General features: G+C 64.7%; 19 protein-coding genes and 1 tRNA gene. 5 read left to right on the top strand and 15 right to left on the bottom strand.

Annotation, left to right across the window (positions count from 1 at the left end; translation table 11 throughout):
• Positions 1-10: 10 nt before the first annotated feature.
• From ACK4HL_RS13370 to ACK4HL_RS13320, 11 genes are all read right to left on the bottom strand, one after another.
• Positions 11-2,746, bottom strand: coding sequence for an HAD-IC family P-type ATPase (locus tag ACK4HL_RS13370; RefSeq protein ID WP_409761109.1), 2,736 nt, complete (start codon positions 2,744-2,746; stop codon positions 11-13).
• Positions 2,722-3,135 carry a universal stress protein gene (locus tag ACK4HL_RS13365; protein WP_409761107.1) on the bottom strand — a complete coding sequence of 138 codons (414 nt, stop codon included), beginning with the start codon at positions 3,133-3,135 and terminating at the stop codon, positions 2,722-2,724. The genes ACK4HL_RS13370 and ACK4HL_RS13365 overlap by 25 nt, the downstream gene beginning before the upstream one ends.
• 70 nt (positions 3,136-3,205) lie before the next feature.
• The gene (gene nhaA, locus ACK4HL_RS13360; RefSeq protein ID WP_409761105.1) at positions 3,206-4,399 is read right to left on the bottom strand and encodes a Na+/H+ antiporter NhaA; all 1,194 of its coding nucleotides are present in this window, start codon (positions 4,397-4,399) and stop codon (positions 3,206-3,208) included.
• 99 nt (positions 4,400-4,498) lie between these two features.
• Entirely contained in the window at positions 4,499-4,861 is a 363-nt protein-coding gene (locus ACK4HL_RS13355; protein WP_409761103.1) for a DUF2190 family protein, read from the bottom strand.
• 158 nt (positions 4,862-5,019) lie between these two features.
• Positions 5,020-6,705 (bottom strand): glycosyltransferase family 39 protein, encoded by a 1,686-nt coding sequence (locus ACK4HL_RS13350; protein WP_409761101.1) that lies wholly within the window; start codon positions 6,703-6,705, stop codon positions 5,020-5,022.
• Positions 6,698-7,822: a hypothetical protein gene (locus ACK4HL_RS13345; protein WP_409761099.1), complete on the bottom strand. Its 1,125-nt coding sequence runs from the start codon at positions 7,820-7,822 to the stop codon at positions 6,698-6,700. Before ACK4HL_RS13345 ends, ACK4HL_RS13350 begins: the two co-directional genes overlap by 8 nt.
• Entirely contained in the window at positions 7,819-8,388 is a 570-nt protein-coding gene (locus tag ACK4HL_RS13340; protein ID WP_409761097.1) for a hypothetical protein, read from the bottom strand. Before ACK4HL_RS13340 ends, ACK4HL_RS13345 begins: the two co-directional genes overlap by 4 nt.
• On the bottom strand, positions 8,385-9,332 hold the full coding sequence (locus ACK4HL_RS13335) for a lysylphosphatidylglycerol synthase transmembrane domain-containing protein (protein WP_409761096.1): 948 nt from the start codon (positions 9,330-9,332) through the stop codon (positions 8,385-8,387). The genes ACK4HL_RS13340 and ACK4HL_RS13335 overlap by 4 nt, the downstream gene beginning before the upstream one ends.
• Positions 9,333-9,373: 41 nt before the next feature.
• Entirely contained in the window at positions 9,374-10,372 is a 999-nt protein-coding gene (locus ACK4HL_RS13330; protein ID WP_409761094.1) for an autotransporter outer membrane beta-barrel domain-containing protein, read from the bottom strand.
• 59 nt (positions 10,373-10,431) lie between these two features.
• Positions 10,432-12,495: a DUF2298 domain-containing protein gene (locus ACK4HL_RS13325; protein WP_409761092.1), complete on the bottom strand. Its 2,064-nt coding sequence runs from the start codon at positions 12,493-12,495 to the stop codon at positions 10,432-10,434.
• Positions 12,479-13,219, bottom strand: a complete 741-nt coding sequence (locus tag ACK4HL_RS13320) for a glycosyltransferase family 2 protein (protein ID WP_409761090.1) — start codon at positions 13,217-13,219, stop codon at positions 12,479-12,481. Before ACK4HL_RS13320 ends, ACK4HL_RS13325 begins: the two co-directional genes overlap by 17 nt.
• Positions 13,220-13,332: 113 nt before the next feature.
• Here ACK4HL_RS13320 and glf point away from each other — a divergent pair, with 113 nt between their 5' ends.
• Both glf and ACK4HL_RS13310 read left to right on the top strand, forming a co-directional pair.
• Entirely contained in the window at positions 13,333-14,487 is a 1,155-nt protein-coding gene (gene glf / locus ACK4HL_RS13315; protein ID WP_409761088.1) for a UDP-galactopyranose mutase, read from the top strand.
• On the top strand, positions 14,484-15,368 hold the full coding sequence (locus tag ACK4HL_RS13310) for a UbiA family prenyltransferase (protein WP_409761086.1): 885 nt from the start codon (positions 14,484-14,486) through the stop codon (positions 15,366-15,368). Before glf ends, ACK4HL_RS13310 begins: the two co-directional genes overlap by 4 nt.
• Positions 15,369-15,377: 9 nt before the next feature.
• Here ACK4HL_RS13310 and ACK4HL_RS13305 read toward each other — a convergent pair whose 3' ends face one another.
• Positions 15,378-17,165 (bottom strand): glycosyltransferase family 39 protein, encoded by a 1,788-nt coding sequence (locus ACK4HL_RS13305; RefSeq protein ID WP_409761084.1) that lies wholly within the window; start codon positions 17,163-17,165, stop codon positions 15,378-15,380.
• A 3-nt stretch (positions 17,166-17,168) separates the two neighbouring features.
• Positions 17,169-18,026 (bottom strand): class I SAM-dependent methyltransferase, encoded by an 858-nt coding sequence (locus tag ACK4HL_RS13300; RefSeq protein WP_409761082.1) that lies wholly within the window; start codon positions 18,024-18,026, stop codon positions 17,169-17,171.
• Between the two features lie 117 nt (positions 18,027-18,143).
• Between ACK4HL_RS13300 and ACK4HL_RS13295 the strand changes: the two genes are divergently transcribed.
• The 3 genes from ACK4HL_RS13295 to ACK4HL_RS13285 all read left to right on the top strand — a co-directional run bounded on the left by ACK4HL_RS13295 (position 18,144) and on the right by ACK4HL_RS13285 (position 21,046).
• The gene (locus ACK4HL_RS13295) at positions 18,144-19,295 is read left to right on the top strand and encodes a glycosyltransferase family 4 protein (protein WP_409761080.1); all 1,152 of its coding nucleotides are present in this window, start codon (positions 18,144-18,146) and stop codon (positions 19,293-19,295) included.
• An 83-nt stretch (positions 19,296-19,378) separates the two neighbouring features.
• Positions 19,379-20,035, top strand: a complete 657-nt coding sequence (locus tag ACK4HL_RS13290; RefSeq protein ID WP_409761078.1) for a class I SAM-dependent methyltransferase — start codon at positions 19,379-19,381, stop codon at positions 20,033-20,035.
• A gap of 126 nt (positions 20,036-20,161) precedes the next feature.
• Positions 20,162-21,046, top strand: coding sequence for a glycine reductase (locus tag ACK4HL_RS13285; RefSeq protein WP_409761076.1), 885 nt, complete (start codon positions 20,162-20,164; stop codon positions 21,044-21,046).
• Between the two features lie 89 nt (positions 21,047-21,135).
• On the opposite strand, the gene ACK4HL_RS13280 is transcribed toward ACK4HL_RS13285, so the two are convergent.
• Both ACK4HL_RS13280 and ACK4HL_RS13275 read right to left on the bottom strand, forming a co-directional pair.
• Positions 21,136-21,212: transfer RNA gene (locus ACK4HL_RS13280), tRNA-Arg, on the bottom strand.
• A 66-nt stretch (positions 21,213-21,278) separates the two neighbouring features.
• Positions 21,279-21,533 (bottom strand): helix-turn-helix transcriptional regulator (locus ACK4HL_RS13275; protein WP_409761074.1); only part of this gene is annotated, 255 nt, incomplete at its 5' end.

The raw sequence follows: 21,533 nt of genomic DNA, 5'->3' as shown, positions 1-21,533 counted from the left end.
GAATGCCCCTTCATGGCCGGGGAGCGGTGCGCGCCAGTGCAAGACGCATCTGCTTCTCTATCTCGAGAATGACGAAGAACACCGCGCCGAGAGCCACGATGATCACGCCCTCGGTAAACGGAACCGCTGACGTTCCAAGCACGGCCTGAAACGGCGGCAGATAAGTGATGGCGAACTGGGCCACCGTGATGATGAGCACGGTGGTCCAGACCACCCGCGTTCCCCGGGCCGCCTTCCAGGTGAGCGATGTTCCGTAGATGTTGCGCACGAAGAAGAGGTGGAAGATCTCGAAGACGACGAGGGTATTGAGCGCGATGGTGCGCGCGAGCTCGTCAGGGTGACCCTTGTCCACGGCATAGGCATAAACGCCGAAGGCACCTGCCATGAAAAGCAAGGATACAAAAGCCACGTGCCAGAGCAGTCCGCCGCTGATCAGCGCCTCGCCGCGCGTCCGCGGCGGCCTGAGCATCGTGTTCTCCTCGGTGGGCTCGAAGGCGAGGGCAAGCCCCAGCGTGACGCCGGTGATCAGGTTGATCCAGAGGATCTGCACCGCGGTTACCGGCAGGGCCAATCCCAGCAGCAACGCGGCGGCAACCGTCAATCCCTCGCCCGCATTCGTGGGAAGGGTCCAGCTGATCACCTTCCTGATGTTGTCGTAGACGGTGCGGCCTTCCCTGATCGCCGCCACGATCGAGGCGAAATTGTCGTCGGCGAGCACGAGGTCCGATGCCTCTTTTGCCGCCTCGCTTCCCTTCTGGCCCATGGCGATCCCGGCATCCGCCCGCTTCAGCGCCGGCGCATCGTTCACGCCATCGCCGGTCATCGCCACGCTGAGGCCGTGCGATTGCAGCGCCGTCACCAGCCGCAGCTTGTGCTCCGGGCTGGTGCGCGCGAAGATGTCCACCGTCTGCACGGCGCTGGCCAGTGCCGCATCATCCATCTGGTCGAGATTGGTCCCGGTAAGCACCTGCGTGTGCTGCAGAAGCCCCACTTGCCGCCCGATGGCGGCTGCCGTCGCCGCGTGATCGCCGGTGATCATCTTCACCGCAATTCCCGCCCGATGGCAAGCCGCGACGGCGGCAATGGCTTCCGGCCGCGGCGGATCGATCAGGCCAACGAGCCCGAGCAACGTAAGGCCGCTCTCGAGATCTCTCACCGTCAGGTTGCCATGATCAATTGCAGCACCGCGCATGGCGAGGGCGAGCACCCGCTGGCCACGTGCCGCGATCTCCTCGGCCTTGCGGTGCCAGTGCGCCTCATCGACGGGAACGCTCTCTCCGCTGGCCGAGAGTTCCAGCGCGCACATCCTGAGAATGCGTTCGGGCGCGCCCTTGGCGAAGATGGCGGCGTTTCCGGCGTCGTCCTGCGCCAGCACGGCCATGTAGCGGTGGCGCGCATCGAAGGGAATTTCGTCGATCCTGCTCCATGCCTGGGGCGCATCGTCCGGCAGAAGCTTGCCGGCGAGCGCGAGAAGGGCTCCTTCCATCGGATCACCCCGTACGACCCAGTGGCCGTTCGCCTGCGAAATGGTGGCGTCGTTGCAGAGATGCGCTGCGAGGCCCAGGGCCTGCAGCAGGCCGTCGGCCCTTGCGTCGAGCGCACCTGTTCCCCCGACTATTGAGCCCGTGGGAGCATATCCTTCCCCCTCTACCCTGTAATCGGCGCGGGCAGAGGAGATCGCGGCAACCATCATTTCATTCCGGGTGAGCGTCCCCGTCTTGTCCGTGCAGATCACGGAGACTGAACCCAGGGTCTCGATGGCAGGCAGTCGCCGGACGATCGCGTTTCGCCGCGCCATGGCCTGAACGCCGACAGCCAGCGTGATGGTCAGCACGGCCGGCAGCCCCTCGGGGATCGCGGCGACGGTCAGGCTCACCACCACCATGAAAAGCTCGGCAAAAGGGTGATGCCCCACGTAATAGCCGTAGGTGAGGATCAGCCCCGCGAAGATCAGGATGAGCAGTGACAGCCAGCGGCCGAAGTCGTCCATTTGACGGGTGAGCGGAGTTTCCAGCGCCTCAATTCCGGACAGCAGCCCGCTGATGCGGCCGAGTTCCGTGGCACTTCCGGTTGCCACGGCAACGCCCCGGCCGGTGCCCGAGGTGACCAGCGTTCCGCCATAGGCCATGGAGGTTCGCTCGCCCAGTTGCGCCAGGACATCGGCCCGCTCCGGAGACTTCTCCACCGGCACGGACTCTCCTGTCAGCACGGCCTCCTCGATGCTGAGGCCATTCGCCTCGAGAATGCGGAGGTCGGCGGGAACCTTGTCTCCCGCCTCGAGCAGGACAATATCGCCCGGCGCGATCATCGCCGCGTCGACCACGGTCCGCTTGCCGTCGCGCAGCACGGAACTGCTGGCGGCGACGAGTTTCCGGATCGAGTCCATCGCGCTCTCGGCCCGCCCTTCCTGAATGAAGCCGATCACGGCGTTCGCGACCAGCACCGCGAGGATGACGCCGGTGTCGACGAAGTGCCCAAGTGCCGCCGTGATGGCGGCCGACGCGAACAGAACGTAGATCAGGACATTGTTGAAGTGGGCGGCAAAGCGGCGGAGAAGACTTGGCCGCGCCGGTTGCGGCAGCGCATTGCGGCCGTGACGCGCGAGCCGCACCGCCGCCTCGGCGCTGCTCAGCCCCTGCGCCGAACTCCCGAACAAAGCGAGGACCTCGCCGGTTGAGAGGGCGTGGTGGGTGGTGGTTCCTTCTCCCTTTCCCGCCTCGGTCAGTGGACGATCGTCACCGGGCATGCCGACTTCCGCAGAAGATCAATCGAGGTGGAACCGAGTGCAAAGCGCCGGAGGGCATCCTTCCCCGTGGAGCCCACAACGATCATCCCGGCTCCATGCTCGTCGGCATAGTCCGCGATCGAGACGGCCGCATCGCGCCCCTTAAGTTCGACGGCAGCCACGGATCCGCACCCGCTCTGGCGGGCCAATTCGACGGCTGCTTCGAGAACGGCCGCGGCCTCTTCCGGCGTCGGAAGGCCTGCTGCAGCCGACCGCCCGAGCACGAAGCTGCGCACAGTCACCACGCTGAGCCGTGCGCCCAGCCCCTTGGCCATCTCCGCCGCGAGCACCACGGCCCGCAGCGAAGGCTCCGACCCGTCCACCGCACAGACGATGTGTGTCAATCCCATGACAGCTCCTGCCACTTTGCTCTCGGAACATCATAGCGCCGCTCGACGGCGGCTTCCATGCCGCCCTGCGTCACGCCCGCCACACCGCGAACCGCAGCAGAGCGAGCCCTGCGGCACAGGACAGAAGCGAACCATAGAGGACACCCGTGCGCACCGCATCGGCGGCGGTCTCGGAGTCGAATGCGAGGGCGCCGATGAAAAGACTCATGGTGAAGCCGATGCCTGCCAAAAAGCCCACACCGACAACATGGGTCCAGTTGCAGTCCTGTGGCAGCTGAGACAGGCGCAGCCTTACGGCTAGCCAGCAGGCCGCGACGATGCCGAGCGGCTTGCCGATGAACAGTCCCGCAGCAATGCCGATGGCGGGCGGCTCCATCGCGCGCGCCAGTGCCAGTGCTTCGACTGGAAGGCCGGCATTGGCGAATGCGAAGACCGGAAGGATCATGAATTTCACATAAGGGTGAAGCGCGTGCTCGATGGGGTACAGGAAAGCTCTGCCGTCTCGGCGCGTCAAGGGAATGGCCAGCCCGAGAACGACGCCCGCCAGGGTGGCGTGGACGCCGGATTCCAGGACGCAAAGCCACAGCACGATCCCTGAGAGAATGTAGAGACCCGTATGGCTGTAATGGATGCGGTTGAGCAGGAGAAGGAACAACCCGGCAAGGCCTGCCAGCGCCAGCGCCAGAGTTGAGATATGCGCCGTGTAGAAGAGCGCGATGATGACGATGGCGCCGAGATCGTCGCGAGCGGCAAGGGTCAGCAGGAACACCTTGAGGCTGAAGGGAACCGCACGCCCGGCCAGCGAGAGCGCCCCGAGGGCAAATGCGATGTCGGTCGCGGCCGGAATGGCCCAGCCGCTCAGCAGCTCCGGGTGGTTGCCGTTCAACACGAAGTAGATCACGGCCGGAACGGCCATGCCGCCCGCTGCAGCAATGGCCGGGAGGATGATCTGGTCGCGAAAGGAGAGATTACCCTCCAGGAACTCCCGCTTGAGTTCGAGGCCGACGAGGAAGAAGAACACGGCCATCAGACCGTCGTTGATCCACAGCAGCAGTGGCTTGGCCAACTCTGCCTCGGCGAAACCGATGCGGAGCGGCGCCTGGAGCAGGTCGCTGTAATAGGGCTTCGCCAGCTCGATGTTGTAGAGCACAATCGCCAGCGCCGCAGCCGAAGCGAGGATGAGTCCCGCCGTGGCTTCGTTCTGCAGGAAGGCTGCCAGCCTGCTTCTCGGTGTCAGGTCTTCCCCATGCTCGAGGCTGCTCACGCCTCCCGGCTCCCCATCTGGAATGCATACGAGTGGTCCACGAGGATGTTCCTGCCCGTGGCGTGCCTGCTGCGCAAGACAAGTTGGATTAAATCGCTGTCATGTGGGGTCATTGCGGGACTCCTGGAGAGCGGCATGTCCGATGAGCTTTCCCCGCACCCAGGGGTGGTCCTGGCCCCGCGTATGGCTCACGGCCACGCCGACCATCACCGCGCCCTTTGCCTCGCGGGTGAAGCGTTTCCCGGCATCATCCCAATAGATGGGCTCGCCGACCTCCCAATGCTCGTCAGTCTCCCGCTTCAGGTCGAACACGCCGGCGGTGCTGATGCTGACCGTCTCACCTTGCCGTGCCCAGCTGGTCGCTATCCCGAAGAGCGCCCCGCGCAAGAGCCCGTCGCCACTCGTCACGTCGTAGGGCGCAGTCACTTCCAGAAAATGACCCTCGTGAACGAAATTGTTCATGTTCGATTCTCCATCGCCTGGGGCAAGAAACTCAGCGAGCCTGCCCGGACAATTGCCGGGCGCGGCGATCACGCTTCTCCGGTGCGCCGCATCATGTCGCCCAGAATGGTGGCAGAGCAAGGCCCATGCCATAGGCAAGGCTACCTAGGTGCAGGCCCTCACCGGCAACCGGGCGGCACGTTGCCGAGTTCGCGCCGGATGTCCTCCATTCGGGCCCGGCGTGCATTCCTGAATATGAACACCTCGGGGCTGTCGAACACGGAGAAGGTCTCTTCCGCGATTGCGACAGGATCGAGAACTGAGACGACGCCCTGGGCTCGGCGGTTGAAGCGTTCCAAGAGCTCATAGCCGAGCCGCCCGCTCCACAGCGCATCGTAATAACCGCACATTTCCGGAAAGCGGGCGCGCATATGGGGCAGCACGCGATGATGCCGCCGGCTCGCGATGATCATCCAGTCTCCGGACGCGAGCACGCCGGCGAGGGTCTCCATCTTCGCCGGACCGCTCGGCTCGATGAGGGGTAGGACGGCGACCCTGAGCGACAGCTTCTCTGCGCCGCCGAGGGGCGGGCCCACCTCCACCGGCTCGACCAGCAGCGTATCGCCCTTCTGCATGTTGGCGAGAAGGAAGGTCCAAGCCGAGATCCGGCTGTCCCGCCTCAGATACAGGCCTGCTTGCATGAAGCCGTAGATCAGCATCGAGAACACGATGAGGGCGGTGAGCGGTCGGCGCAGTGCGAGGCCCCATTTCCGACCTGTGGCAAACCACGCGCATGCCACCGCCATGATGAAGAGCGGCAGCAGCGGAACGAGATAGCGGATGAACTTGGCGTGCCATCCGCTGACCAGGCCGAAATAGATGAGTCCGGCGGCGAGGGCGGGAAAGAGCAGGCGCGGCCTGCCGCCGCCACGCACCGCCTGCCAGGCGACAATGATCAGCCCGGGAACGATGAACACGGCCGACACCGGATCGAGCAACCACGGAATCTGGCGCAACTCGAAGAGGACGTTCGTGGCACCGTGGAACTGGTAGGTCCAGAATACGTCCACCGTTCCGCGGACCACGCCGCCCTCGAAGATCATCGTGTCGAGATAGGCTTGCGGGTTGAGCAGAATCTGAGGCGTCGTTGCGAGGAGAACCAGGACAGAGAGCACACCCGCCGCCGCAAGCCAGCCAAAGCGCTGCACCATCGTTCCGGTCCTGGCCAGCGAAAAGCTGAAGATGGGGATGAGAGCGAAGGCGGCGGCCGTGGTCTTCAGCCCGAGCCCAAAGCCGAGGATGAGGCCATAGAGCAACGCAGCCGAAGGATTTGCGATCTGCGTTCCGACATGTCGCACCGAAACCAGCATGAGGAGCGAGACCACGAGGACCAGGCCGGACTCGGTTGTTCCGAAATGGGCAGCCTGAACGAGGCCAGGTGAGAAAGCCGCGAGGAATGCTGCGAGAGCGGCGGTTTCCTCGTCGAAGAGGTCGCGCGCCGTGCGGTAGATCGCGAACACTGCCGCGAGAGACAGGAACGCGGAAAGAAGCCGCGCGCACCAGGCAATCTCGGGCACGCCGGTCGCGCCGAGGATACCCACGCTCGCCAAGGCTTCGGCGAGAAGCCGGGGAAGAAACAGCGCCAGACCGTTGTATGCATGGAAATCGGGCACGAGGCCATCCGGCCAGGAGAGCCGAGCCGCTGCAGTGGCGAGATTGCGCTCGTCGGGATGAAACATCATCCCCTCATCCCAGGAGAGGCCGCGCAGTCGGAAGACCGCGGCGGCAAGGAAGAGGAGCAAGGTGAGGGCGCCCGCCGCCGTCATCCTCGCTGGCGGAGGCGCTTGTGTCGAGGCGTCAGCCACGACGCCTGCTCCCTCGTTCCGCTCGCCGCGCGAGAGGGGGCCGTGTGGTGGGAAGGAAAAAGATCACGAACGGCATGATGAAGAGATTGAAATAGACAGCGCAGTTCTGAAGCGCGGCGAGCACGCTCCGCGAGGCCCCGCCCGGCGGTTCGTAGCTTTCCAGCCGGGACGAGGAGGCGAGCTGCGTGAGCCCTGCCGCGACTGCTTCACCTTGCGCGAGGGTGAAGGCAGCGGCCGATACTGCCAGCGCCATTCCGAGGAGGGCCATCAACGCGACGAGCAGCTTCGACTTTGGCGGAGCATTGGCGACGAGCAAGGATGCTGCAAGCAATGGAAAGCCGACCGCAAAGTCGCGGGGAGAGAAGGGAAGTGAGGCAAGGCTGACCGGCGCATGCGAGGTGACGAGCGTGGTATCGATGAAATGACCTCCGCCCTGTTCGCTGATGCCAATGACGAGCATGCCGGGAACCAGCCTTATTGTGGCGCTGCTCAGCGGCACCAGGATCGCACCGGTGACCGCGTCGGCGACAAAGTGCCAGATGACGGCGCCCGCCAACGCAATTGCGCACCAGCGTAGAAGCGCGCCCGCTGGAACGGAGAACGACCGGTGCCCGGCCAGCAAGACGATGCCGGCGATGAGCAGCGCGCTCAGCAAGGGGAAGATATGGAAATGAACGAGTTCGAAACCCGCGCTCGTTGCCGGCAGCAATCCGTATAGCGACAGGATGCGCGCGAGATTGAAGGCCTGTATGAGGACGAAGCCGGCTCCGGCCACCGCGAGGTAGCGCGCCCAGCTGAAGGGCGGGGCGGCGAGTGCCGCAAGGGTGGAGAGCAACGTCACTGTCAGGCCAAGGCCATCGCAGGCCGAGGTCACCGAGAGGGCATAACCGGTCTCCCCGCTGCGGAGTTCGCTCCCCGAGCGCAGCACGTCGCCTCGAAAGACCTCGAGCACCGCACTCGACACAACCGCGAGCAGCGTCGCAATGGTGCCGGAAATATACTCTCCCAGTCCGGTCCGGAGCAGGAGGAAGCCGAGCAGCAATCCTGCACCGAGCTTGGCGATGAGGGTCCAGGAAAACCGGTCGGTCTGTGGAAGACCGGGAAGAATTCCGCTCATCTTCTCCGGTCGGCCCGGCGCGCCCAGACCAGCAAAGTGAGCATGGACGCGACGAGCACGATGAGCAGGCCCGGAATGGTCGGGCCGCGGCCGCTGCCGCCCGGAATGACGTCGACATCGGCAGGCGTTGCCGTGGAGGTTATCGGAGTGGTGATGGGCGTCGAGGTCAATGTGCCTGTCGGCGTATTGGTGGGCGTATCCGTTGGCGTGTCGGTCGGCGTGTTTGTTGGCGTATCGGTCGGCGATCCGGTGGGAGTGTCGGTGGGAGTGTTGGTCGGGGTGTCCGTCGGGGCCACCGGCGTGTTGGTCGGCGTGTTGGTGGGCGTGTCGGTTGGTGTGTTTGTGGGCGTGTTGGTGGGCGTGTCAGTTGGTGTGTTTGTTGGCGTATCAGTCGGCGTGTTGGTGGGAGTATCTGTTGGCGTGCTGGTGGGAGTGTCGGTTGGTGTGTTTGTTGGCGTATCAGTCGGGGTGTTTGTGGCGGTCTGCGCGAGGGGCGCACCGGCGCTCAGCAGGGTGAGCTTCGCCAGGAGAAAAGCGGCAACGACGTGCTTCAGGCTCGCTCTCATCGTTTGATCCGCCCCGGCCAGATGGAGATGTAGGCGACTGCAGGTATCGCCGCAATAAGTTGAAAAATACCAAAGAATATAGATGCAAGCAATGCGTCTTGTTGGGCGATCCCGTAGAGCGAGAGGCCATGGACCACCGTCAGCTCGCGCACGCCCCATCCTCCGAATGAAATTGGCAGCATCGAAGCGAGCAGGGCGAGCGGAAATACGCTCATCGCGGCAGCAAAGGGAACGTCGAGCGCAAAGGCGCGCGCCAGAAGCACGAAGATGAGTACTGAGAGGGCGTGTCCCGCGGCGGCGAGGACGACGAGCAGGGGGGCCTTCTGAATGGCGGGGGCGGCAACCCGCGCGGGTATTCTTCGCAGCAGTGCGGCCGCCTCTTTTCGCCCAACGGAATAGAGGAGCGCCAGAAAGGCAGCGGCGGCCACTCCGGCAGCCGAGAGCGCCGCGGAAGAAACGTCCGGCCACAGAAGCCACCGCGGATCGGCCATCAGGACCGGCAGCAGAAGCAGCAGGAGGCCGGCGAGTCCAATGACCCGGTCAATCACCACCGACATAGCCGCACCGGACCAGGAAACGCCCTCGAGGCGCAGTGCGGCAATGCGCAGGCCATCGCTGCCGATCACCGCGGGCAAGACCTGCCCCACGGCACTGCTGAGCCATGTCACCGCAAGGAATCTGCGGAAGCTCGGCAGCGCCTGCGCATCCCCGAGGAGCACTGCCGTCGTCATCCTCCAGCGCAGCGCCAGAGTTGCGAACTGCACCAGCGCGATTGCCGCGGAGGCCATGACCAGCGAAGGAACGGCGAGTTCCACCTGCGGCCATTCTCCCGCAGGCGGCAGGCGGGACCACAGCCAGTATAGCAGGCCTCCAGAAAGCGCGATCTTTGCGGCGATGAGGGCAATGACCTTTGTTCGGCCGCGCCCGGACGACTGCGCCGTCATTGCTGAAGGAAACTGGGCATTAGTGGCCGTGCCGGCGCTGATCAGAAGTTCCTGCTGAAGCCGAGCCGCACATCGAAGCCCTTCCAGCCGTCGTCGGCGAAATAGGCGCCGCTGGACAGCGACAGCAGCCCGTCGAGCATCTCGGCATCCGCGCCCACGCCCAACCTGCCGCTGAAGGTCTCGTCGTCGGCATCGATGCCGATGATGCCGAGGGACTCGTCGTGCACGATGTCCGCCAGGCCGGAAAGCTGGACATAGGGCCGGATGCCGTCGATGGTCGTCCCGATCTTCAGGTCGCCCACCAGCGAGACGAGGAACAGATCGACGTCGTCTACCGTGGTCTCGCTGCCGTCATCGCCCTTCTCGTCATAGGAGTCGTTGTTCTGGCTGATCACACGAATGCCGCCGCGATAGATGAGCCAGAGATCCTCCTCCCCCATCTGCCCGCCGAGCGCCGCATCGCCGAACAAGCGGGTGGCATCGTAGCTGCCTTCGTAGAAGCCGCCGGAGCGGCTGACATCGTAGTTCAGCCCCTCGATCCCGCCGAGCAGGCTGAGTTCCACGGCGGGCGAAAACTTGTGAATGAAACCCGCCGCGGCTCCGATCCCCTTCTGGTCCACTTCGCCATCGTTGAAGTCGGTTTCAGTCGTGGCGGCCTCGAAGAGTATCCCGCCGACGATCACGGTGTTCGGCGAAATCCATCTCGATATCATGATGTTACCGTAGCCGGCGGTGGACTGGTAGTCATAGCCGTCGGGCTCGTCGTCCAGGTAGAGCATCTCCCCCCGTGCCGAGAATCCCCACTCGCAGTAGTCCCGGCGGTCATCCGGCCCGGCCTTGTACTGCTTTCCGCACAGCTCGAAACGCGAGGACTCGATTGCCGACTGCACGGTCAGGTCGACGAGGTTGGAAGCGACTTGCCTGTCGACGCGGCCCTGCACCGCCCCGGCCGAGCCAGGCACGTTCTTGGCGAATGTCGGCGCGGCGGAAAGGAACAGGATGGGCAGCAATGCCAGCACCAGTCGATGAATGTGCAACATTGATGCCCCCGTCTCTCTTGGACCGGATGGATAAAGGATGCAAAGAGCAATAGGTGATTTCAAGGTACGCCGCAAGCATCGCCTGCGATCTCGTAGAGGCGCGTCTCGCCCTTTTCCGCGATGGCGCGGCCGAGCTTGCGGAAGGTCTCCTCTTTCAGTGCCGGGTAGATCTGCCGCTCGATCCGGCCCACCACGACATATTGCACCGCGAGCGCCCTCAACGGCGGGCAGGCTTCCTCCGGGCTGCGCGAAGCATAGATCTTTTCGATCTGGCCCGAGAGCCGGGATACTTTCGGCCAGTCGCTGCGCCACAGCCATTCGTGGTTCCGCCAGCCGAGTGGAACCGGCTGGCCGGTTAGCGCTGAGAATCGGCCGGCATAGCTGTAGCTGTCGCCCGGCGCCTCGAGCAGGCGCTTTCCCGGAGCAAGCGCCAGGCCGCGTATCACCGGGATGAGCTCCTCCTCTCCTGGCGCTTCGCGGGCAACGAAGCGCAGTCCGTCGAGCGTATAGCGGGCCGGCGGAACGTCACGCAGCCGGTCCCACAGCCAATAGCGTGGATAGACCAGCGGCATCACAAGCGGCGCTGCGATGAGAAGGGCAGCCACCTGCGGCAACCTTCTCCCGGCCCGCGTCAGCAGCAGGCCGATGGTCAGTGCCGCCGCGATCACGCCCAGCGGCTGGCCCTGGAAGGTGAGCTTGAACATGGTATTGGCCCGTGCGTGATCGGCGCCGTATATGTCCTTCAGGAAGACGATCTCGGGCAGGATCAGCAATGTCAGCGAGGCGGCGGCGAGTGCGGCTGAAAAGGCAGCGGCGGCGCTGCGCTGGCGGAATAGCGCCCATCCGGCGAGCGCTGCGAGGCAGCCCGGCAGCAGGTGCATGTAGAGCGTCAGCCATTGCCAGAGCGGTGTCGTCTTCTCCACCAGTCGAACCCCTTCGCCGAAGGGTCTGAAGTGGATGAGGAAAGGAAGAATGACAAGAATGGCAATGGCGAGGGCGGAGAGGCCCTGGCCCGCGAGACGGAAGAGTTCGGAAATCCGGAGCCGTTCTGCGCTGAGCCATGCGGCGAGCCCGAGAAGGCTGATGACGAGGCCGTAGATCACCGCGTCCCAGGCATTGGTCATGACCGCTGCACCCAGAAGGAAACCGGCGGCCGCAACGTGATGGGGCTTCACCGGAACCACCGCCCGCGCTGCAGCCCCGCGTTGCGCCACGGCATGGAACATCACAAGCAGCAGCAGCATCGTCACCGGCAGGTTCGACACGTGGCCATGCAGGTCGGCCACCGCGAAACCATAGGCCGGCATCTCGGTAAAGGCCTTGTCGTCGGTCGGCGGATCGAACCCGATGAAACGGGTGGAATCCGGATAGAAGAAGTAGTCCCGCCCGGTTTGCGAACCGGCCCACGGGCGCAGCGCACCGTAGATCACCGTGTGGAAATTGCCGCCGAAGACCACCGCCGCAGACGCAACGAGGGCCGTCACGCGTGCCGTCACACGGCCTGATTCCGTGAGCGCGTCCTGAACCAGCGTGAAGACGAGGCTCGCCGTGGCGGCGAAGATCGTGGCCATCATGAGATTGTACCCATGATCGGCGGGAACGCCGCTGACGAGGGTCACCCAGGCCGCCATGAGATGCCCGAAGTAGTAATAATTGATCGGCGCCCCCCCGAACCACGGATCGGGCGGCGGCATTGCCTCCGCCCTCATCGCCCCGTTCATGAATCCGAAATCCATGAACTTCTCGAGACCGTGGATATCGGGGCTCGTGGCCCGGATGACGGCGCCGGCCGCCAGAAGGCTCGTGAAGAAGAGTTCACGCGCGAGAAAAATGCGGGGCGAGACAGGAAGCCTCTGCATCCCGAAGATGACGGGGAGAACGGCAAGCGTGGCGAGACCGACAAGTGGGCCCGCCCCTGCAAAGGAAACGAAGCCGGCAGCACTCGCCAGCCAAGCCGCATAGCTCGCGAGCACGATGGCAGCTGCCTTGGAGGCGAGATATCCGCGGTCGATGCTGCCCGGGAACAGTGCTGCGCAGAGAGGCCAGCACAGGAGGCCGCAGATCAGCAGCGTGAACCACCAGATGCCGAACGACGCGAGCGAACTCTCAGTCAGCACGCTCATTGGCTTGCCGGAGCTGAGAGCCGTGCCGGAACGCTGCCCCAAAGCCCCGGATCTCCCGCAGCGCATGCCAGCAGAAGCGCACCAGTCTGCGGAGGTTCAGGGTGGATTCGCCGTGGGGCCTTTCGAAATGGGCGACCGGCTCCTGCACCACCCGGAAGCTTTCGTCCTTCAGCAGATATGTTGCCAGCAGCACCGACGGTATCCAGCTCTCGCGGCTGATCAGCCGGCTCGCAACGCTCCAGGCGCGGCGCGAGACGAGCTTGTAGGGCGCGCCGGCATCGGCGGGAACAACGCCGACGTTGAGCCGCAGAACGTATTTCATCATCCGGGAGACCATCAGGCGGAAAGCGGCGTCGTTGCGGGGTGTGCGGATGGCGAGGAAGGCATCGAACGCGCCGCGCCGCGCCCAGTGCTCGGAAAAGCGCGACAGGCCGACCTGGCAATCGCTGTCGAGCAGGAGAAGCCAGTCACCAGATGCGGCGTCGAGGCCGGCGCGAAGGGCAGGGCCGTGCCCCGAATTGACCTGCCTGATCAGCCGGAGTTCGCCATGCTGCCGCTGGAGCGATTGCACGATGTCCGCCGTGCGGTCCTTGCTTCCGTCGTCGACGACGATGAACTCCACATCGCCGGCGGCCGGAACGACGTGGGTGAACACGTCCTCGATGGCCTTCCGTATCGTCATCTCTTCATTGTATGCAGGCATGACGACGGTGAGGGCAGGCATCGTGCAGTCTCTCGGGCCTCGGGGGAACTTATTCATCACATTGCATGAAATCTCCTGCGGTGTACAGTGTTGCGCAAGGGGAATGCACCGGGCTCTCGCTAGGCATGGAATTCATGAAAGGACCGGTCCTGATCGTCGGGGCCGGCATCAGCGGCGCGGTACTGGCGCGCAGCCTGGCCGAAAGCGGCTTCCGCTGCGTCGTGCTGGAGGAGCGCCGCCACGTGGCGGGAAATTGCCACACCTCCCGCGATGCCGCGACCGGGATCATGGTCCACCGCTACGGGCCCCACATCTTTCATACCGATGACGAGGCCGTGTGGCGTTTCGTGGGGCGCTTCGCCGAATTCGTCGCCTACCGCCACAAAGCGTTCACCGTTTCCGGCGGTCGCGTCTTCAGCCTGCCGATCAATCTCCTGACGATCAACCAGTTCTTCGGTCAGTCCTTCACGCCGGAAGAGGCTGCGGCGTTCATCCGCTCGCGCGCGGTTCCGATCGCCTCGCCACGCAGTTTCGAGGAGCAGGCTCTCGCGACGATGGGGCCGGAGCTCTACCGTGCGTTCTTCCGCGGCTACACGCAGAAGCAATGGGGAAGAGACCCCGGCGAGCTTCCGGCCGCGATCTTGAAGCGTCTTCCCGTGCGTTTTGATTACGACAACAACTATTTCCACCACACGCGCCAGGCCCTGCCGCGCCACGGCTACACGGCGCTCGTCGAGAACATGCTGCGCCACCCGAACATCGAGGTGAGGCTCGGCCAGGGCTTCGCACCTGAAGCGGCCGGAGCATTCGGTCATGTCTTCTATACGGGCCCGCTCGACCGCTATTTCGGCTACTGCCTCGGACGGCTGTCATACCGCACTCTCGACTTTGAGGAGCTGCGCGGCCCGCGGGCGCTTCAGGGCACAGCCGTCATGAACTATGCCGACGCTTCCGTGCCATGGACGAGGATAACCGAACACAGCCATCTCGCGCCCTGGGAGAAGGGGAGCGGGCAAGATGCCATCAGCTTCCGGGAGTATTCGCGTGAGTGCCTTCAGGACGACATCCCCTACTACCCGGTCCATCTCTCAGGGGAACAGAAGCTGCTGACGGATTACGTGGAACTCGCCGACCTGCAGCCGGGCGTCACGTTCCTGGGACGCCTCGGCTGTTATGCCTATCTCGACATGGACGCCGCCATCGCCCGCGCACTGGAGGTGGCCCGGCACGCCGTCGAAGCCTGGCGCCGCGGCAAGCGCCTCTCGAGCTTCATTCACAGGCCCGCATGAGAAGCAGCTTGCGCGAGCACGTGAGGCTCATGCGGCCACGTTACTGGGCGAAGAATCTCCTCGTCTTCGTGCCGGCGTTCCTCGCCGATGCGTTCCGCGAGGAGGGCGTTCTCCTCAGCTGCACCGTCGGTTTCGCACTGCTGAGTCTCTGCGCGTCGGCGACCTATGTATTCAACGACCTTGCCGACGTCGAGCTCGACCGCCGCCACGCCGCCAAAAAGAAGCGGCCGCTCGCAAGCAAGGCCGTGAGCGCCAGAAGTGCGGGGATCATGGGGCTGCTCCTCGTCGCCTTTGCCCTTGCCTGTGCTTTCGCCTGGCAACCGTCATTGGCGGCCGTGCTGGCCACCTACTGCCTCTGCAGCATTCTCTATACAGTGGCCGTCAAGAAGATCCTGCTGTTCGACACGTTCTGGCTTTCGGGCATGCACACGGCGCGGCTCGTGATCGGCGGCATCCTGGCGGATGTGGTGCTGTCGGGCTGGCTCATCGCCTTTTCACTGGTGTTCTTCTTCTCGCTCACCCTTGCCAAGCGCTATTGCGAACTCGTCCTGTCCTCGCGCGACGGTGAGGGCGGAATTCATGGGCGTGCCTACACGATGCGGGATGCGACGCTGCTGCAATCCTTCGGAGCGGCCTCGGCCGTGGGTTCGATCGTGGTTCTCGCACTCTATGTGACGGACCGGGATTATTCGGGGCGCTATTACACCCACCCGGACTATCTCTGGCTTCCGGTGCTGATCATCGCGGCATGGCTCCTGCATATCTGGAGGAAGGCCCATGACGGCAGCCTGACGTCGGATCCCGTCAGCTTCGCCCTGCGGGACAGGACGAGCCTCGCCTTGTTCATGGCTCTCGTCGCCACAATGTGGCTCGCAAAGTGAGGGGCTTCATCACGGCTGAAGCGGGGCGCTCCCAGCTTGGGCGAGTGCCGCCCGCAAACGCCTCCGCAACTCCATCGCGTCGAAGCAGGGCGCCTTGCGGTAGATCCTGACGATGGGATGGTCGTAGACGCGCCAGGGCTCCTGAGCCCAGCTGTCGTCGAGGCGGATGCCGGGCAGAGGATAGCCGCGGTCCCTGCTCCAGGCGAGTTCGAGGCAGGCCTCGCCGGACTCGAGCATGCGGTAATAGGCGGCGGTCAGCGGGAATCGCTCCGGCAGCCGTGGCATGACCTCGCGCTGACGGCCGGAGGACAGGATCACGAGATCGGCGCGGTCGATCAGGTCGGCCATCTTGTCGGCCTTCTCCACCGAATCGGGCGCCACGATGTCGAGGGTCAGGAGTTCGAAATGGCCGTCGGCATCGGGGTAGCGCTTCTCCGGCCTTTCCGAAAAGCGGATCGCCGCTGGAAGCCCTTCGTCCCAGCTGGTCTCGTTGAGCAGAACGGTGCCGCGCGGCTGGGTCCACAGCCATACCGAGGCCAGGATGCGCGGGTGGTACCCGTCATGCAGCCTGACCGTGGCTGCACCCCACCACAACGAGGCGGCGATGGATACGATGAGGGGCAGGCTGCCCATGGCTGACAGCGCCGCTCCAGCGATCACGGCCGTTGCCGGAATGGCGGGTGCCACGTAGCGCAGAACGGCAATCTCGGTGACCAGTCCCTGCAGGAGGTAGACTCCGGCAAGCGAGGCAGGGATGAGCAGAACTTTGGGCGCCTTGCGCCATCGCAGCACCGCGAGCCCCGCCACGAGCGTCATCACCGGGCCGAAACCGAACAGCGCGGCATCGCGGGCGAAGCGAAGCGGGCCGTAGCCTGCCATCCATTGCCATCCTGGTGGAAAGTCGAGGAGTTCCGAAAAGCCGATGACGGTTCGCATGTCCCGAAGCCAGGCTTCCGCCAGCAGGAGGCCCAGCGGCCCGGGTCCCGCGAAGGCGAAGGGATTTGCGAGCCTGAAGACGGCAAACGCCGTAAGGAAACCGAAGATGCAAGCCAGCGCCGCATCGGCGATGCTGCGGCGCATGGCGAGGCGCAGGACCACGATCCCGGCGGGCAGCAGAAGCGCAAGGCCGCTGACCTTGCAGGCCACCGCTGCGCCGAGGAAGAATCCGGCCGCGGTCGCGCTGCCGGCGATCGCGCCGCGCTTCTCGCTGCGGTCAAGCACCATGAGGAACAGCAGCGACCAGGCCACGGCGGCGGCGAGCCAGATGTCGACGGTGTAGAAATTGGCGAGCTGCAGGGCCGTGGGTGCGGCGGCGTACAAAGCCGCCGATGCGAACGCGGTACGCCAGCCCCACAGCGGATGGCACGTCATGAAGATCGCCAGAACGGTGAGGGAGTCAATGAGCGCGGCGATCTGCCGTCCGAGGATCATCAGCTCGTCCCATCCCGTAAGGTTCGTGAACCAGCCGACGAGGGTGGTCACCAGGAGTGGCGCCTCGCCATAGACATAGCTTTCCCCGCCGGCCCGCGGGTTGAGGGGCGAGCTCGATTCGGAGAACCACAGCTCCGCAACGCCGAGCCCCGTCTCGGGAAGCGCCTGCAAGGCGCGCATCAGCCGTGTGCTGACGAACAGCATGTGCCGTTCGTCAGGGTGGAGCCCGGCGGTTGCGTCCCAATGCGTCCCTGCGAAACGGACGAGGGCCGAGACGGCGACGAGCAGCGTCACCAGGCAGAGCACCGCAAAGGGCGGGTCGAAGCGCAATGACGGCGCCGCGGGGTGTTTCGGCTTTGCATGCATGGGCTATTCGGCTTTCTCCTCAGGCTTCAGGGCGGCAAGACAGATGTTCTGCGCCCGCTCGCCCGGCTTCGCCCGATCGGCGTTGCGCCGGTCCGCCCAGTGGATCAGGCCGATGCCGAGTCGGACCGGGTTGATGCCGGTGAGCCGGCCCGTCGAACGCTCGGCGCTTTTCGCCCAGGTGGCGGGGAGCAGTCCGTTCTCGAGCAGGGGCTTTCCCAGCCCGTAGACGATGTTGTGGACGAAGGGAAAACAGCGCGTGGTATGGGTGAAGAGATCGGTGACGGTGAACCCCGCGGCCTTCACGCTGTCCCTGAGCATGGTTGTATCGTAGAGTCTCGCGTGATTGGCCCAGATGCCCGCGAGCAGACCGGTGCGGAAGGGCCGCCCGGTCGTCCGCTCAAGGACGAAGTTGATGGGGTCCCAGGCAAGGGGATAGTCCTCATTCGGCACGGTGACGAGCAGTATGCCGCCCGGAGCCAGCACGCGGTGCGCCTCCACAAGCGCCTCGGCCGGCCTCTCGAGATGTTCGAGGATCTCGGACATTACCACCGCGTCGAAGCTCGCATCCGGGAAGGGAAGGCGCTCGGCGCGGGCGGCGAGGATCGACACGCCCGTTGTGCGCGCGCGCTCTTCCGCCCAGCGGCGGGCTTCCGCGTCGAGTTCGATCCCCGTGGCGCAGGCACCGAGTGCTGCATAGAGCGGCAGATAAAAGCCGCGCCCGCAACCGACGTCGAGCAGGCGGAAGGGTGTTTTCCGGAATCTCTCCCCGAGCACCTCGCCGATCCAGAGGGCACGGCGCCTGAACGCCGGATCGGCCTCGTTGGCGAAGATCGCCTCGGCTATGGCTCGTCCGCTGTCCAATTTCCTCCGAGCCTCTTCCGGTGCGTGTTGTGATATGCGTCTTTTGTGATATTAGACCGCCGCGTGGTTGCCATCCAGTGCCCAGAGCAGCAGACACAGTCCGCAGACGGTCCGCGTTTGCCCGGCTTTCTGCTCTGCCTGACCTATCATCTTCCGAATGTATCGGGTCTGACGCTCTCGGCCCATGAACTGGCACGCCATCTTGCGTCCCGGGGTCACAAGCTGCGCGTGGTGGCAGGGCGCGTTCCCGATACAGCACCGGCGCTCGAAACGATCGACGACGTGGAGGTCGTCCGTGTGCGCTCCCTTTGCCGTATCAGCAAGGCTCTCGTCATGCCGGGCTACGGGCTTGCCGTGTGGCGGGCGATGGACGGCATGGCCGTCGTCAACGTGCAGCTTCCCTGTCTCGACGCGGGGCTGGTCGCCGTTCTGGCGAAGCTGCGCGGCCGCAAGCTTATCGTCAGCTACATCAGCAGCATGAGCAAGGCGACGATCGGTGCCAGGATTCTCCGCGCCCTGGCGGCAGTTCCCCATGTCGCCGCAGGGATCCTGGCCGATCGCATACAGGTCGTCTCGCCGGATTATGCGGAGGCTTCCACCTTCTGCCGCCTGTTCAGGCGGAAGATCGACTTCGCGCCTCTGCCCGTCCACCTCCATCTTCTGCCGGGGGAGACGCATCCGCCGCGCAGGCCGCGCACTGCCGACGCAGACCGCCCCTTTCGAATCGGCTACGTGGGCCGCGTAGCACGTCAGAAAAGCCTGGGGCTCTTGCTGGCGGCACTGCCGCGGATCGTCGAACTGGTCGGCCCACATGTCGTCCTCGACATCGTCGGGCCCGCCTCGGACGTGATCGGCGAAAGCCATTGGCACGAGATCCTCGAAGCGGCCAATGCCTCGGGCGGCAGGGTTCGCTACTGCGGCTCGAAGAGCGGCATGGCACTCGCGCGCCATTATGCAGAGCTTGACGTTCTCGTCTTGCCGAGCACCGACAGGCTGGAAAGCTTCGGGCTGGTGCAGGTCGAGGCCATGCTGCGGCGGGTTCCCGTCGTCGCTTCGGACCTGCCCGGCATGCGCCTGCCCATCGCCCGCACGGGCATGGGACGGCTGTTCCCGGCGGGCGACGCCGCGGCACTGGCGGAGGCCGTCGCCAAGGTGCTTGCAGATGGCCCGCCGTGTGATCCGGGCCCGGACGAAATCGAGAGGCTGTTCGGCAACGAAGCGGCGTGCACCCCCTATGCGAGGCTTCTTGCCGCGGGCGACGGGCGATAAAGAAGCAGGCTCCAGATTCGCACTACACGCGAGAATACTTTCACACGTGGAACTACGGCGACCGGCCGCTTGGCCGCTTCAGCATGTACTGGTTTGCGCGCCGATACTATGCGGCGCTTGTCCGCCGGCATGCTTCGGGCGGAGGGGGCCGCCTCCTCGAGCTTGGTTGCGGCCTGGGCCATCTGCTCGGTCTCCTGCAAGACGATTTCCGCTGCACGGGCATCGATCTGATCGACTACGGCATCGAGCAGTGCCGGCTCAACGCACCCAGGGCCGAGGCCTTTCAGCATGATGCCGCCGATCTTCCCCTCTTCGGCGGTGAGGCGTACAGCGCAGTCGTGGCACTGCATGTGTTGGAGCATCTTCCGGATCCGGCGGAGACGATCAGAGAGGTGCACCGGTTGCTGCAGCCCGGCGGCATCTTCCTCTTCGCCACGCCGCACCCCACTTATGCCCTCCGCTTCCTGAAGGACCCCCAGCGAGACGCGATTGGAAAGGACAAGACCCACATCAACGTCCATGATCCCCGCCAGTGGCGCGTCTGGTGCGAGGAAGCCGGTCTGAGGATGATCAAGCACTTCGGCGACGGTCTGTGGGACGTGCCCTATCTTCCGCTGATTCCCAAGGCACTGCAGTTCGCCGTCTTCGGTCTTCCAGCAGCCTTGCAGGTCGTCTCACGGACGACGTGGACCCCGTTGAGCATGGGCGTGAACCAGATCGGCATCGCCCGGAAGCCCTGACTGACCTCCCGGGCTGTCCTGGCGGGCGATCGGGATTGTTGCAGGCTGGATCATGAGATAATCTGCCAACGGCAAACGTGGGCGGGCCGCGGCAAGGTGGCGATGTCTGATGCTCCAACCCGATACATGGAACGGACTCGAACCTACTACGAGGCGCTGGGCTATGCCCCATACGTGTGGGCGAAATTCGAGGACGTGCCCTTCGTCCCGTTGAAATCACCGCTCGCCCAGTGCTGCGTTGCATTGATCACGACCGCAGCACCCTACGATCCCTCGAAAGGTGACCAGGGTCCCGGGGCACCCTACAACGCTGCGGCAAAGTTCTATAAGGTCTACTCGGGAAGCAGCGCGACCGATCCGGACCTGCGGATCTCTCATGTTGCCATCGATCGCGCGCATACGACTGCCGAAGACAAGAACAGCTATTTCCCTCTGGCGGCCTTGCGCAAGGCTGCAGGCAAAGGGGTGATTGGCCGAGTCGCAGAGCGCTACCATGGATTGCCGACCAACCGGAGCCAGCGGACCACCATCGAGGTGGACTGCGCCGAACTCGTGAGCCGTGTGGCGCGAGACGGAGCGGATGCCGCAGTCCTCGTGCCCAACTGCCCCGTCTGTCACCAGAGCTGCTCACTTGCGGCGCGCGCATTGGAAGCTTCGGGAATTGCCACGGTCATCATGGGAACGGCATTGGACATCGTTGAACATATCGGCGTGCCGCGCTTCCTGTTCAGCGACGTCCCGCTGGGCAACAGCGCAGGCAGGCCGAATGATCCTGTCTCTCAGGAGGAGACCCTTGCCATGGCGCTGAGGCTGCTGGAGGAGGCCTCATCCTCGCGCACGACCTGCCGATCTCCCCTGAAGTGGTCGGATGATCCTTCCTGGAAGCTCGACTACTGCAACATCGACCGGCTTTCGGCCGATGAAATTGCCCGACACAAGTCGGAGTACCAGAGCATAAGAGACGAGGCTCGCACCGTCCGCGAGGAAGGGGCAACTCACCAGCTGCCCTGACGTCTCTGTCCAGCGGGTGCTTCGATGCGTCTCGCGGCCGAGGAGGCTCCGGCGATATACGTGAATTCACACCGGGTGATTGAAAACGATGGCGCGCCCGACAGGATTCGAACCCATGACCCCCAGATTCGTAGTCTGGTGCTCTATCCAGCTGAGCTACGGGCGCTGACCGGGGTGTCTCTAGTCTGATGCGGGCCGAAATGCAAGCGTGCTCGTGGGTCTTCCTGAAGGGTCACGCCGGTCCGTGCCGGCGGCCCGGCTGGCTGCTCCGCCAGGCCGAGGGCGAAAGGCCGGTCCAGCGGCGGAAGGCGTCGGCGAAGACGCTTGGCGAGGCATAGGCGAGCGCGGTTCCGATCTCGCTCACCGGGAGATCGGTGAGGTCGAGCAGCTCGCGCGCGAGGTCGAAGCGGATCGAATCGCACAGGGCTTCGAAACTGGTCTGCTCCTTCGCGAGGTGGCGGCGCAGCGTGCGGGGGTGCATGGCGAG

The sequence above is a fragment of the Aestuariivirga sp. genome, from assembly GCF_046294715.1.
In the GTDB taxonomy this organism is placed as follows: domain Bacteria; phylum Pseudomonadota; class Alphaproteobacteria; order Rhizobiales; family Aestuariivirgaceae; genus Aestuariivirga.
The sequence above is the reverse complement of the archived record's forward strand: the minus strand, read 5'-3'. Positions and strand labels throughout refer to the sequence as shown.